The organism is Pseudomonas sessilinigenes (assembly GCF_003850565.1).
GTDB lineage: Bacteria > Pseudomonadota > Gammaproteobacteria > Pseudomonadales > Pseudomonadaceae > Aquipseudomonas > Aquipseudomonas sessilinigenes.
On sequence record NZ_CP027706.1, the window covers coordinates 5,624,652 to 5,637,630 of the forward strand.

The 12,979-nt window shown below is 63.2% G+C and carries 9 protein-coding genes; 3 read left to right on the top strand and 6 right to left on the bottom strand.

Annotation, left to right across the window (positions count from 1 at the left end):
* Positions 1–6: 6 nt before the first annotated feature.
* From C4K39_RS25820 to tpx, 3 genes are all read right to left on the bottom strand, one after another.
* The gene (locus tag C4K39_RS25820; RefSeq protein ID WP_068587175.1) at positions 7–3,099 is read right to left on the bottom strand and encodes an MdtB/MuxB family multidrug efflux RND transporter permease subunit; all 3,093 of its coding nucleotides are present in this window, start codon (positions 3,097–3,099) and stop codon (positions 7–9) included.
* Positions 3,096–4,427 (bottom strand): MdtA/MuxA family multidrug efflux RND transporter periplasmic adaptor subunit, encoded by a 1,332-nt coding sequence (locus C4K39_RS25825; RefSeq protein ID WP_068587173.1) that lies wholly within the window; start codon positions 4,425–4,427, stop codon positions 3,096–3,098. The genes C4K39_RS25820 and C4K39_RS25825 overlap by 4 nt, the downstream gene beginning before the upstream one ends.
* A 178-nt stretch (positions 4,428–4,605) precedes the next feature.
* Entirely contained in the window at positions 4,606–5,106 is a 501-nt protein-coding gene (tpx, locus tag C4K39_RS25830) for a thiol peroxidase (RefSeq protein WP_068587172.1), read from the bottom strand.
* A 536-nt stretch (positions 5,107–5,642) separates the two neighbouring features.
* Between tpx and C4K39_RS25835 the strand changes: the two genes are divergently transcribed.
* Together C4K39_RS25835 and C4K39_RS25840 are read left to right on the top strand one after the other, a co-directional pair.
* Positions 5,643–7,280: a J domain-containing protein gene (locus C4K39_RS25835; RefSeq protein ID WP_124347753.1), complete on the top strand. Its 1,638-nt coding sequence runs from the start codon at positions 5,643–5,645 to the stop codon at positions 7,278–7,280.
* On the top strand, positions 7,277–8,251 hold the full coding sequence (locus tag C4K39_RS25840) for a DUF3829 domain-containing protein (protein ID WP_124347754.1): 975 nt from the start codon (positions 7,277–7,279) through the stop codon (positions 8,249–8,251). Before C4K39_RS25835 ends, C4K39_RS25840 begins: the two co-directional genes overlap by 4 nt.
* A gap of 34 nt (positions 8,252–8,285) precedes the next feature.
* Here the strand turns inward: C4K39_RS25840 and C4K39_RS25845 are convergent, their stop codons facing one another.
* The 3 genes from C4K39_RS25845 to C4K39_RS25855 form a co-directional block, all read right to left on the bottom strand.
* A complete protein-coding gene (locus tag C4K39_RS25845; protein WP_068587167.1) occupies positions 8,286–8,957 on the bottom strand; it encodes a DUF3313 domain-containing protein in 672 nt (223 codons plus the stop codon).
* Positions 8,958–9,072: 115 nt separating this feature from the next.
* Positions 9,073–9,567 (bottom strand): DUF934 domain-containing protein, encoded by a 495-nt coding sequence (locus C4K39_RS25850; RefSeq protein ID WP_068587166.1) that lies wholly within the window; start codon positions 9,565–9,567, stop codon positions 9,073–9,075.
* The gene (locus C4K39_RS25855; protein ID WP_124347755.1) at positions 9,564–11,234 is read right to left on the bottom strand and encodes a nitrite/sulfite reductase; all 1,671 of its coding nucleotides are present in this window, start codon (positions 11,232–11,234) and stop codon (positions 9,564–9,566) included. Before C4K39_RS25855 ends, C4K39_RS25850 begins: the two co-directional genes overlap by 4 nt.
* 274 nt (positions 11,235–11,508) lie before the next feature.
* Here C4K39_RS25855 and ccoN point away from each other — a divergent pair, with 274 nt between their 5' ends.
* Entirely contained in the window at positions 11,509–12,936 is a 1,428-nt protein-coding gene (gene ccoN / locus C4K39_RS25865) for a cytochrome-c oxidase, cbb3-type subunit I (RefSeq protein ID WP_124347756.1), read from the top strand.
* Positions 12,937–12,979 lie beyond the last annotated feature (43 nt).

Below are 12,979 nucleotides of genomic sequence, written 5' to 3' on the forward strand. Positions count from 1 at the left end.
CGCCCCTCACACCACTTCTCCTACGGCGGGCTTGGCAAACCGGCGGCCCAAGCGATCGAAGTACAAGTAGATAACGGGCGTGGTGAACAGGGTCAGGACCTGGCTCACCAGCAGGCCGCCGACCATCACCAGGCCCAGGGGCTGGCGCAGCTCGGCACCGGAACCGGTGGCCAGCATCAAGGGTACGGCACCGAACAATGCCGCCAGGGTGGTCATGAGAATCGGCCGGAAGCGCAGCAGCGCCGCCTGGTAGATGGCTTGCTGCGGCGCGACGCCCTGGTTGCGTTCGGCATCCAGGGCGAAGTCGATCATCATGATCGCGTTCTTCTTGACGATACCGATCAGCAGGATGATGCCGATGATGGCGATCATGCCCAGGTCGTTACCGCTGAGGATCAGTGCCAGCAAGGCCCCCACCGCTGCCGAGGGCAAGGTGGAGAGGATCGTGATCGGATGGATGTAGCTCTCGTAGAGCACACCGAGCACGATGTACATGGTCACCACCGCCGCCAGGATCAGCAGCAAGGTGCTGGACAGAGAAGCCTGGAAGGCCTCGGCCGCGCCCTGGAAGCGAGTCTGCACCCCCACCGGCATGCCGATGTCCTGCTGCACCTGCTCGATCACCTGCACCGCTTCGCCCAGGGCTACCCCGGGTGCGAGGTTGAAGGACATCATCACCGCCGGGAACTGGCCGATGTGGGCAATCGCCAACTGCGCCTGGCGCTCCTCGACATGGGCCAGGCTCGACAGGCGCACTTGCCCGCCATCGGTGGTCTTGACGTGGATCTGCTCCAGGGCCTGGGGTCCGATGCGCTCCCCGGCCTGGGCCTGGAGCACCACCCGATACTGGCTGGCCTGGGTATAGATGGTGGAGATCTGCCGCTGGCCAAAGGCGTCGTACAGGGCGTCGGTGATGTTCGACACCGAGACCCCGATCCGCGACGCGGCATCACGATCGATCACCAGGTAGACCTGCAGCCCCTTGTCCTGCAGGTCGCTGGCCACGTCGGTGAGTTCCGGACGCTGGCCCAGGGCTTCGACCAGGCGAGTACTCCACAAGCTCAGCAGGTCGGCATCAGGCGATGACAGGCTGAACTGGTACTGGGTCCGGCTGACCCGGTCCTCGATGGTCAGGTCCTGTACCGGCTGCATGAACAGGCGGATACCCAGCAGCTTGTCCACCTGCGGTTGCAACCGCGCAATGACCTGGGCGGCACTCAGGTCCCGTTGATTGTGGGGCTTGAGGTTGATCAGCAAGCGACCGCTGTTGAGAGTGGCGTTGTCACCGTCGACCCCGATATAGGACGACAGGCTCTGTACTGCCGGGTCCTGCAGGATGATCTTGGCCAGGTCCTGCTGACGCTGGCTCATGGCGGCAAAGGACACCGACTGCGGCGCCTCGGAAATTCCCTGGATGACACCGGTGTCCTGCACCGGGAAGAACCCCTTGGGCACCATCAGGTAGAGGAACACCGTCAGGGCCAGGGTACCGATGGCCACCAGCAGGGTCAGGAACTGGTGCCTGAGCACCCACTGCAACTGGCGCCCGTAGCCCTCGATCAACCAATCGATCCAGGCCCCACTTGCGCGATAGAAGCGCCCCTGCTCGTGTTCCTTGGGCTCGGGCTTGAGCAACCGGGCACACATCATCGGGGTCAGGGTCAGGGACACCACCAGGGAAATCAGGATCGCCACCGCCAGGGTGATGGCGAACTCACGGAACAGCCGCCCGACCACATCGGCCATGAACAGCAGCGGGATCAGTACTGCGATCAGCGACAGGGTCAGGGAAATCAGGGTGAAGCCAATCTGCTTGGCCCCCTTGAGCGCCGCCTGCAACGGGCTATCGCCCTCCTCGACGAAACGCGAAATGTTTTCCAGCATGACGATGGCATCGTCCACTACGAAGCCGGTGGCGATGGTCAGGGCCATCAGGGTCAGGTTGTTCACCGAAAAACCGGCCAGGTACATCACGCCAAAGGTCCCGACCAACGACAACGGCACGGCAATCGATGGGATCAGCGTCGCACTGGCCCGGCGCAGGAACAGGAACGTCACCATCACCACCAGGGCGATGGCGATGAGCAACTCGTGCTGTACGTCGTTGACCGAGGCGCGGATGGTCTGGGTACGGTCGGTGAGCACGGTGACATCCAGGCCCGCTGGCAGGTTGTCGGTGATGCTCGGCAACATCGCCTTGATCCGGTCCACCACCTCGATGACGTTGGCCCCGGGCTGGCGCTGGATGTTCAACAACACGGCCTGGTTCTCGTTGGCCCAGGCCGCCAGGCGTTCGTTCTCGGCACCGTCGACGATCTCGGCGACATCCTTCAGGCGCAGTGGCGCACCGTTCTTGTAGGCCAGGATCAGCTCGGCATAGTCCTTGGGCGAAGTCAGCTGGTCGTTGGCGTCGAGCATCGACACCCGGGTCGGGCCGTCGAAGTTGCCCTTGGGCTGGTTGACGTTGGACGCGGCAATCAGGGTGCGCACGTCCGACAGGTTCAGGCCGTTGGCCGCCAGGGCCTCCGGGTTGACCTTGATCCGCACGGCCTGGCGCTGGCCGCCGGCGATGCTGACCATGCCCACGCCGCTGATCTGGGCGATCTTCTGCGCCATGCGGGTGTCCACCAGGTCATTGAGCTTGGGCAACAGCATGGTCTTGGAGGTGATCGCCAGGGTCAGCACCGGGGTGTCCGCAGGGTTGACCTTGTTGTACACCGGCGGCGCCGGCAGGTCCTTGGGCAACAGGTTGGTGGCCGCATTGATCGCCGCCTGTACCTGCTGCTCGGCGACGTCCATGTTGATGTCGAGGCTGAAACGCAGGGTCAGCACCGAAGCGCCACCGGAACTGGTGGAGGCCATCTGGGTCAGGCCCGGCATCTGCCCGAACTGGCGCTCGAGCGGCGCGGTCACCGCGCTGGTCATCACATCCGGGCTGGCCCCCGGGTATAGGGTCATGACCCGGATGGTCGGGTAATCCACCTGGGGCAAGGCCGAGACCGGCAGCAAGCGATAGGCGATCAGGCCGGCCAGGACAATGGCCAGCATGCTCAGGGTGGTGGCTACCGGACGGAGGATGAACAGCCGCGAGAAATTCATGCGCCGGCCTTTTGTGCCTTGCCAGCAACTGGCGCTGCATCGGGCGCCGTGGCACTGGCCGAACCTGCGGGCTGGCCTTGCAGGTGCTCGGTGGGAGTGGTCGGCACGTCGATGGCGTCATTGACCACTTCCACCTCGCTACCGTCCTTGAGGCGGTCGGTGCCTTCCATCACCACCCTGTCGCCGGCCTTGAGGCCTTCGGTGATCACCGTCGAGTCACCGTTGCTGGCGCCCACCTTGAGCGTCCGGATCTTGACCTTGTTGTCCCCATCCATGGCATAGACGAAGGTGCCGTTGGTGCCGAACTGGATCGCCGCCGAAGGCGCCAGCACCACATTCTTCAAAGTATCGGCCAGCAGGCGCACGTTGACGAACTGATTGGGGAACAGGCCCTGGTCGCGGTTCTCGAAACGGGCCTTGAACTTGAGGGTGCCGGTGGTGGTGTCGATCTGGTTATCCAGGCTTTGCAATACGCCGCTGGCCTGCAGCTTGACGTCGCCCCGGTCCCAGGCTTCCACCGGCAGCTTGGCGCCGCCGTGGTAGCGATTGAGCACGGTTTCCAGGCTGTTTTCCGGCAGGGTGAACGCCACGCTGATCGGTTGGGTCTGGGTGATGATCACCAGCGCCGTGGTGTCATTGGCCGCCACCAGGTTGCCGACGTCCAGCTGACGCAAGCCCAGGCGGCCGGCGATAGGCGCACGGATCTGGGTGAATTCGAGGTTGAGCTTGGCATCGTTGACGGCCGCCTGGTTGGTCTTGACGGTCCCCTGGTACTGGCCCACCAGCGCCACGGCATTATCCAGGGTCTGCTTGGCGACACTGTCCTGGGCGTACAGCCCCCGATAGCGTTCGAGGTCAATCTGGGCATTCTTCAACTGCGCCTGGTTCTGCAACAGCGTGCCTTCGGCCTGGAGCAAGGCGTTCTGGTAAGGCCGCGGATCGATCTGGGCCAGCAGGTCGCCGGCCTTGACCATCTGCCCTTCCTCGAAGTTGACCTTCACCAGCTCCCCCGCCACCCGGCTGCGTACATTGATGGTGTTCAGAGCGGTCACTGTACCAAGGGCCTTGTAGTACAAGGCGAAGTCTCCCTGGGTCACCGGCAGCACCCGCACCGGGATCGGACCACTGGCGCCACCAAAACCGGGGCGCATGCTGCCACTGCGCCCGGTATGCCCGGTAGCGGCCTTCTGAGCCGCCGCCTCCTTGTGGGTGCTGCCGGCCGGCCAGAATTTCCAGCACAGGCCGGCGACCAGCAGCAGGACGAACAGGCCGAACAGCCAGCGACGGGAGTTGCGGGTAGCAGAGGATTGCATGGAGTGATCAACCATTGGGCGCGTGGAATCGGTCTATTCAAGAAGGCTGAAAGATAAGCACTAGAGCGGTTTTAGCAAAGCGCCTTTACCGGCAATTTACCTTTGCCTGACGTTTTAACGTTCAGTTCTAACTTACTGAAGCACAAATAAAAACGGCCTGGACAGGCCAGGCCGTGAATAATTGTAAAAGCGCTTACTTGAGCACGGCCAGAGCGGCGTCGTAGTTCGGCTCTTCAGCGATCTCCTTGACCAGCTCGCTGTGCAGCACTTTGTCGTTTTCATCCAGCACCACCACGGCGCGGGCAGTCAGCCCGGCCAACGGGCCATCGGCGATGGCCACGCCATAGTTCTCGATGAATTCGCGACCACGCAGGGTCGACAGGTTCTGTACGTTTTCCAGGCCTTCGGCGCCGCAGAAGCGGGCCTGGGCGAACGGCAGGTCGGCGGAGATGCACAGCACCACGGTGTTGGCCAGGTCATTGGCCTGGGCATTGAACTTGCGCACCGATGTCGCGCAGGTCGGCGTATCGACACTTGGGAAGATGTTCAGCACCTTGCGCTTGCCGGCCAGGCTGGCCAGGGAGACATCGGCCAGGCCGGCGCCCACCAGGGAGAACGCTGGGGCCTTGGAGCCCACTTGTGGCAGTTGACCATTAACCTGGACCGGATTGCCTTTGAGGGTAACTTGAGCCATGAACGGAGTCCTTTTTCAGCAGAGGAAATAAAACAGCATCGAGAAATGATCGAGAGGCCGAAGTTAAGCATGAAACGCTTCAGGCACCTATGCCCGGCAGAACAAATTGTCCGACACGCCCTGCGCCTGCCAAAGAGACGCCAATCGTGCCGAATCGATGACCAGGAGCAGCCCCGACAGCATGGCGAACCGCAAGCTCCTTCTCGCCCAAGAAAAAGAGCACCCGCCAGGCCAGGTAACCGGCTCTCGAAACGGGGCAAAGGGCTACAATCCAGCGCCATCAATAAGAACAATTTACATCATATAAATCACATAATTAATTGTTTTATATAGATTTTTATCAATCTAGAAAACACATTAAATTAACCATACAAACTACATTGAAATAATTACAAATCACTTTAATATCAATCATCGCGCGATACGGGGTGCCACCCACCCTGCCGGCGGTTTTTTCTCGTGAAACACGTCCACTCAGTAGTATCATCACGCCATTATCGATCCTTGCCGCGGTTTTCATGGAGTCGTACCGCCCAATGAGTTGCTGGACCCTGCTTGGCCTACCGGCCACCTCCGATACCCGCTCCATCAAGCGCCACTACGCCAAACTGCTGAAACAGACCCGCCCGGACGAAGACCCGGAGGGTTTCCAGCGCCTGCGCGACGCCTATGAGCAGGCCTTGGAGCAGGCCCACTGGATGACCGAGGCCGAAGGCGAGGACATCCCGCAACCGGCGCCCTGCCTCGACGACCTCCCAGTACTCCAGGCCCCGGCACCACTGTCTCCGGCACAACGGGTCGCACCGCTGCTGGAAGGCATTCGCATCGAGCAACTGGATCAACGCCATCGACAGGCCCTGGAGGCCGACTGCCTGCTGGAGTTCGAGCTGGGCTTGCTGCGCCATTGCGTGGAGCACCCCGAACAATCCAGCCAACTGCTGGCCTGGGCCCTGGGTACTTTCCACTGGCTCACCGCCTGGCAACGCCTGGAGCTGCCGGAGTACCTGACCGACACGCTGTTGCAACAATGCCGACAGGCCCTTGAGCAACCCTTGCGCGAGGCCCTGGAGCACCAGGACGCCGAGGCCTTCACCCACGTCTATGCGGCGCACGCGCAACAGGACTGGTTGCACAGCCTGGACCAGCGTCAATGGTTCAACCAATGCCTGGCGACGATGTTGCTGGAAAGCCCCTACTGGTCCAGCGAGGTCTTCCGGGCTGTCTGCGCCGGCCAGGGTTGGCAGGAGGGCAAGGACAACGCCTGCCCACCCCAGGCATGGCAGCGCCTGCTGGAGCGCGATGAGGCCCCAGTGTTCATTGCCCGCCAGCGGACCCTGGCCACACAACCGCCGGCATCCCCCGAGCAACGAGCCGCCTACCTGTTGCTGGCGCCCATCAGCCTCGGGCGCCGCCGGGCCTTCGCCCGACGCCTGAACGAAGAAGACTGGGCCAGCTGTCGCAAACTCAGCTCCCGCCTGCATGCCGACCATCCACTGCTCGCCGCCCAGATGCCGGGCAGTACGCCATTCTTCTGGCGCGACTGGGAGTTCGCGTTCAATTCCTGGCCGATGTACCTGGCGCTGTTCAGCGCCTGCCTGGCCGGAGCCTTGGCCCGCTATGCCCCGCAAAGCAACAGCCTGGGAGAGATCATCGGAGTCACGCTGTTCTGGAGTGCCTGCTTCGCCGCCTCCGCGGCGCTCCTGCATTGGCTCTGGCAACCCCTGGCCCATCGCCTGTGGGCCCGTGATCATCGTCTCGGCAGCCGCCTGCCGAGCTGGCTGAATCCCAACCAGCGCTTGCTGCCCCTGCGGGACCTGTTACCGGTAGCCGTGCTCGGCCCGGTCCTGGGTTACGTCTGCGGCCCAATCAGCGCCTTGGTTTACCTGGCGGTCCTGCCGAGCATCGCTCTGGTGCGCAACATCGAGTTCAAGCACGGCATGCCCTGGCGTCAGCTCGCCCCCTGGCAACGACGCCTACTGGGCGGCCTGGGCTGCGTGCTGTTGGCCGCCGGCCTGCTGGCGATCAAGCTGCTGGGCGACTACGGCACGGTCACCGCTAACCAGGGCCTGCAACAATGGAGCGAACGCCTGTGCGCACGGATGCCAGCCAACGCCCCTGACTGCGCCGCGCCGGCCACCCGCGCCCAGTGGTACGGCCGGGAGGGCACGCCATGAACCCCAATTGGTTATTTCCGATCGGCCTGGGCCTGAGTTTAGCCCTGTTCGGGCTGGCCGGTTCCAGCAAGCAGTTGGGACAAATCGATCTCTGGCTCGATCACCGGGACAGCCCCTATACCGCCCAGGCCAACGCCCTGAATCCGATCATCGATTGCATGAACCAGGTGGATGTACCCTGGCGCGCAGTGCACCAAGCCTATCTGGCCGAGGGCAAGCCGCGCTCGGCGGCCCCTGGAGCCTATGACCTGCGCAGCCAGGGCGGGCCGGACATCGACCTGGCCTATCGCAGCTCCTGCAGCGGTGACATTGGCGCCAAGCTGCGCAGCCTCGACCCCGAAAGCCCCCTGCTGGCCGCCACCGAGCGCTACCAACAAGTGCTTGCGCGCTTCGTCGCCCTGACCGGGGACGCACACCTGCACCGCCTGGGCCTCGGCCGAAGACTGGATGAAGCACAGCTCGATGAACGGGTACGGCAACTGGAGATCCAGGCCCCGGACTATCTGCAAGCCTCGAACGCTGTGCGCCAGTTGCTACAGCCGCAGGATATCGAGCACCGCCCCCAGCAGTTGCAGCGCCTGGAGCAGCGCCTGGGCCGTAACGTCCACTGGGCTTTGCTCAACTACATGATCCAGGCCCGAAGCACCATGGACCTGCTCGACCATGGCATTCGCCAGCGCACCCTGACCCCGGCGCAATTGACCCAAGCCACCCAGGAACTACGCCAGGCCTGGGATGCCCGGCAACAGTTCATCGGCGGAATCCAGGACAAGGACACCCGCGAGGCCCTGTACCTCTGGCAACTGATCGCCGCTCCCAGCCAGCATTACCTGCAGGCCCTGGACACCCTGCACCGGGACTGGCTGCAGCACGCCGAACCGCAGCGCCTGAGCGAGGACTTCCACGCCGTGGCCCAGGGCTACGACCAGATGCTCTATCACTACAACCAGCTGGCGCGTAGCCGTTATTGAAAGCGCTGCCCAAGCCAGGGCAGCACTGCCCGACTCATTTGTTCTTCAGTTGCACATAGGACTGGTGCAGGTCCGAGGCCCAGCTGTCGATGACGCTCTTCACATCGCTGGCCTGCATCACCTGGGTGTCGTTATCCAGGGACTTCCCGGTGCCCTTGCGCACCACTTCGGCGATCACTCGGTTGCTGCCACCATCGAGGAAGGCCGCCTCGGTACCCAGGGTGGTCTCCTGGTCACGAATACCACTGGCCGTGCTGACCGCAGCCGCGACCAGGGCGATGGGGATGATCTCGTAGGGCTTGAGCCCCTCGGTCTTGCTGCTCACCGCAGTAATCGCGGCCCGTACCACCACCACGCCAGGTCCTGGCCCTGTGGCCAGCGACATGGATTTGCCAAGCTCGCGCTTGAGCGCCTCATCGTAGTAGCGGGTGATACCGGACAAGGTGCTCTGGGGAATCTTCACCGTCGGCTGCGGTTGCGGGTAGAACTGGGTCGGCTCGATGTACACGCTGGTATAGCGGTCCAACTTGAGCTGGGGATCGATCCAGCGCATCACCTGTACCCCGGAGGGCGACTTGGCCTGCTTGAGCAGGCTGTAGTCGCTTAGAAACCCGGAGTAGTCCTCGGGCCGGGTCTCGTGGCTGGAGCAGCCCACCACTGCGAGGGAGGCAAGGCACAGGGTGCCAAGGGTCAGTGCAAGCTTCATGGATAACTCCTGTAGGTGAAGCAGCCATGGACTGGCTAGGGGAACTACAGGTATAGCCAAAAGCCTTGGCTTGCGCCGCCAACCTGTGGGGCGACACAGGAATTGGGCAAGGAACCTAGCGTCGGCGGAACAGCGGTCGCGGCTCGATCACCGAGCGCCCATACAGCACGCTCATGCCGGCCAGCCCCTTGAGTGCGTCCAGGGCGCATTTGTCCTCGCGCACGGCAAAACTGTCGAAACCGCACTGGCGCATATGGCTCAACTGGTCACGCAGCACATCGCCAATGGCCCGCAGTTCCCCACTCCAGCCCAGGCGAGTGCGCAACAGGTACGCCTGGCTGTAGCCCCGACCATCGCGAAAGCTGGGAAAGTCCACCGCCACCAGGGGAATCAGCCTGAACCAGGGCTTGAGGCTTTCCACCTCATCGTCCGGGCCGATCCACACGGCGTCCCGGGCCGGGTGATGCTCGATGCGACGCATCAACCAGCGGCCCAGCGGCAGGATCAACGGGCCATCAGGCAATGGGTCCTCAAGCCCTCGTACCAGGTGCCAGGCGTCGTCCTCCACCAACTGGGCCTCGCCCTCGTGCAAACGCAGCAGGTTGTTCATGCCGGCACCTCCTCCTTGGGGTAGACCTTCTCCTTGAACGGCTCCAGGCCAATGCGCTGCAAGGTATCGATAAACGGCTCGTCGCTTTCGCGATAACGCACGAACGTGCCGATGATCCGCTCGATAACCTGGGGGATTTCCTCGGCGCTGAAGGACGGCCCGATCACCTTGCCCAGCGCACTGTCCTTGCCCTGGGCGCCACCCAGGGTGACCTGGAACCACTCCTGGCCATTCTTGTCGACCCCGAGGATGCCGATATTGCCGATGTGATGATGGCCGCAGGCGTTCATGCAACCGGAGATGTTCAGGCTGATGTCCCCCAGGTCGTGGACATAGTCCAGATTGTCGAAACGCTGCTGGATAGCCTGGGCGATGGGAATCGAGCGGGCATTGGCCAAGGCGCAGAAATCGCCCCCGGGGCAGGCGATGATGTCCGTCAGCAAGCCCGCATTGGCCATGCCCAGCCCGTTGTCGCACGCCAGTTGCCACAGCTCGTACAGCCGTGCCTTGGGCACATCCGGCAGGACGATGTTCTGCTCGTGGGCGATGCGGATTTCACCGAAGCCGAAGCGCTCGGACCAATCGGCCACCGCCTCCATCTGCAGCCCGGTGACATCTCCCGGCGGCGCCGCCATGCCCGGCTTGGTCGAAAGCACCGCACTGGCGTAACCCGGCACCTTGTGCGGCTGGACGTTATGCGTCACCCAGCGGGCAAAGGCCGGGGACTCGGCCAGGCGGCTGCCGTACTCCAGGTCGGTGTCCCCCAGGTGTTCATAGATAGGTGGCACGAAGGCACTGGCGACCCGCTGGAACTCGGCCTCGGTGAGCTGCGCCGGACCGTCCCTGAGGTGCTGCCACTCCTCCTCCACTTCCCGGGCGAAAGCCTCGATGCCCAGGGCCTTGACCAGGATCTTGATCCGCGCCTTGTACTTGTTGTCCCGCCGGCCATGGCGGTTGTAGACCCGCAGCACCGCCTCGACGTACGACAGCAGGTGTTGCCAGGGCAAGCCTTCGCGGATCTGCTGGCTGAGGATCGGCGTGCGCCCCAGGCCGCCGCCGACCATGACTCGCAGCAACATCTGGCCATCGGCGGCGCGATACAGGTAGAGGCCGATGTCATGCATCATGATCGCCGCACGATCCTCGTGCGCCGAACAGATAGCGATCTTGAACTTGCGCGGCAGGAACAGGAACTCCGGATTGATGGTCGACCACTGGCGCAGGATCTCCGCCAGCGGGCGCGGGTCCAGCAACTCGTCGGCGGCGACCCCGGCGAAGGCCTCGGTGGTGATATTGCGCACGCAGTTGCCCGAGGTCTGGATGGCGTGCATTTCTACCGCGGCCAGGCGCTCGAGGATGTCCGGCACCTGGGCCAGTTCAATCCAGTTGAACTGCAGGTTCTGGCGAGTGGTGAAATGGCCGTAGCCACGGTCATAGTCCCGGGCAATGCCGGCCAGGGTCCGCATCTGCCGGGCACTCAGGGTGCCGTAGGGGATCGCCACCCGCAGCATGTAGGCATGCTTTTGCAGGTACAGGCCGTTCTGCAGGCGCAAGGGCAGGAACTCCTCCTCGCTCAACTGCCCCTCCATGAAGCGCTCGACCTGATCCCGGAACTGCGCCACCCGCTCAAAGACCAGGGCCCGGTCATAGTCGTCGTATTGGTACATGTGCCTACCTCGTCCTCATCGGTGCTGGTCGTGCTCTAAACGGCGCGTGGGGGTGAGGCGGCGACTATGCGCTTGCGGCGCAGATCGTTACAGAGGCAGGTAAAAACTAAAAAACCATATCAGCACCTGCCATGCCGCAGTTTCAATGAGCAAAATCTGATCCGTATTAATGCTGTTTTTCTGAGCCTGTTTTGTTTCTTCCTCGATTCCTACAGTGCACCCCGTGCCAGACCGGGTGGCCTGGCAAGACCTTGCAACCGTGGAAGCATTGACCATGAACTCAGCAACAATCGGACAGGCCTACAACTACAAGGTGGTTCGCCAATTCGTCGTCGCCACAGTGGTATGGGGGGTGATCGGCATGGCCATGGGGGTGTGGATCGCCTCGCAACTGGTATGGCCGGAAATGAACTTCGACCTGCCCTGGACCAGCTTCGGCCGCCTGCGGCCACTGCACACTAGCCTGGTGATCTTCGGTTTCGCCGGCAGCGCCCAGTTCGCCGCCAGCTACTACGCAGTACAACGTACCTGCCAGGTACGGCTGTTCTCCGACAGCCTGGCCGCCTTCACCTTCTGGGGCTGGCAGGCGGTGATCGTGATCATGCTGGTGACCCTGCCCCTGGGCTACACCACCACCAAGGAATACGCCGAGATCGAATTCGCCGGCGCCGTGTGGATGGCCGTGGTCTGGGTGGTGTACGGCATTGTGTTCTTCACCACTGTGGTGCAGCGCAAGAGCCAGCACATCTATGTCGGCAACTGGTTCTTCGGTGCGTTCATCCTGGTGATCGCCATGCTCCACGTGGTCAACCACCTGTCGATCCCGGTGGACTGGTTCAAGTCCTACCCGGTGTACTCCGGGGCCACCGATGCCATGGTCCAGTGGTGGTACGGCCACAACGCCGTGGGCTTCTTCCTGACCACCGGCTTCCTGGGGATGATGTACTACTTCGTGCCCAAGCAAGTGGGGCGCCCGGTGTACTCCTACCGCCTGTCCATCGTGCACTTCTGGGCGCTGATCACCCTGTACATCTGGGCCGGTCCGCACCACCTGCACTACACCGCGCTGCCGGACTGGGCGCAATCGCTGGGCATGGCCATGTCGCTGATCCTCCTGGCACCCAGCTGGGGCGGCATGATCAACGGCATGATGACCCTCTCGGGCGCCTGGCATAAGCTGCGCACCGACCCGATCCTGCGGTTCCTGGTGCTGTCCCTGGCGTTCTACGGCATGTCGACCTTCGAGGGCCCGATGATGGCGATCAAGACCGTGAACGCCCTCTCCCACTACACCGACTGGACCATCGGCCACGTGCACGCCGGGGCCTTGGGCTGGGTGGCGATGATCACCTTCGGCGCCATCTACCACATGGTGCCCAAGGTCTTCGGCCGCGAGCAGATGTACAGCGTGCCGCTGATCAACCTGCACTTCTGGCTGGCCACCATCGGCACCGTGCTCTACATCGCCTCGATGTGGGTCAACGGCATCACCCAGGGCCTGATGTGGCGTGCGGTCAACGAAGACGGCACCCTCACCTACTCCTTCGTCGAGGCCCTGCTGGCCAGCCACCCGGGCTTCGTGGTGCGGTTTGCCGGCGGCGTGTTCTTCCTCAGCGGCATGCTGCTGATGGCCTACAACACCTGGCGCACCGTGCGCGTGGCCGATAGCCGGCTGGCACTGAACGACGCCCAGATCGCCTGACCCACCCCCTGCACGCCGGCCCCAGGGGCCGGCGTTGCCAATC

Bases quoted from the DNA above. Each gene is read 5' to 3' on its own strand.
- C4K39_RS25850 (WP_068587166.1), bottom strand. From the start codon at position 9,567: ATGAACAACCTGCTGCGTTTGCACGAGGGCGAGGCCCAGTTGGTGGAG.
- C4K39_RS25855 (WP_124347755.1), bottom strand. From the start codon at position 11,234: ATGTACCAATACGACGACTATGACCGGGCCCTGGTCTTTGAGCGGGTG.
- C4K39_RS25825 (WP_068587173.1), bottom strand. From the start codon at position 4,427: ATGGTTGATCACTCCATGCAATCCTCTGCTACCCGCAACTCCCGTCGC.
- ccoN (WP_124347756.1), top strand. From the start codon at position 11,509: ATGAACTCAGCAACAATCGGACAGGCCTACAACTACAAGGTGGTTCGC.
- C4K39_RS25835 (WP_124347753.1), top strand. From the start codon at position 5,643: ATGAGTTGCTGGACCCTGCTTGGCCTACCGGCCACCTCCGATACCCGC.
- tpx (WP_068587172.1), bottom strand. From the start codon at position 5,106: ATGGCTCAAGTTACCCTCAAAGGCAATCCGGTCCAGGTTAATGGTCAA.
- C4K39_RS25845 (WP_068587167.1), bottom strand. From the start codon at position 8,957: ATGAAGCTTGCACTGACCCTTGGCACCCTGTGCCTTGCCTCCCTCGCA.
- C4K39_RS25820 (WP_068587175.1), bottom strand. From the start codon at position 3,099: ATGAATTTCTCGCGGCTGTTCATCCTCCGTCCGGTAGCCACCACCCTG.
- C4K39_RS25840 (WP_124347754.1), top strand. From the start codon at position 7,277: ATGAACCCCAATTGGTTATTTCCGATCGGCCTGGGCCTGAGTTTAGCC.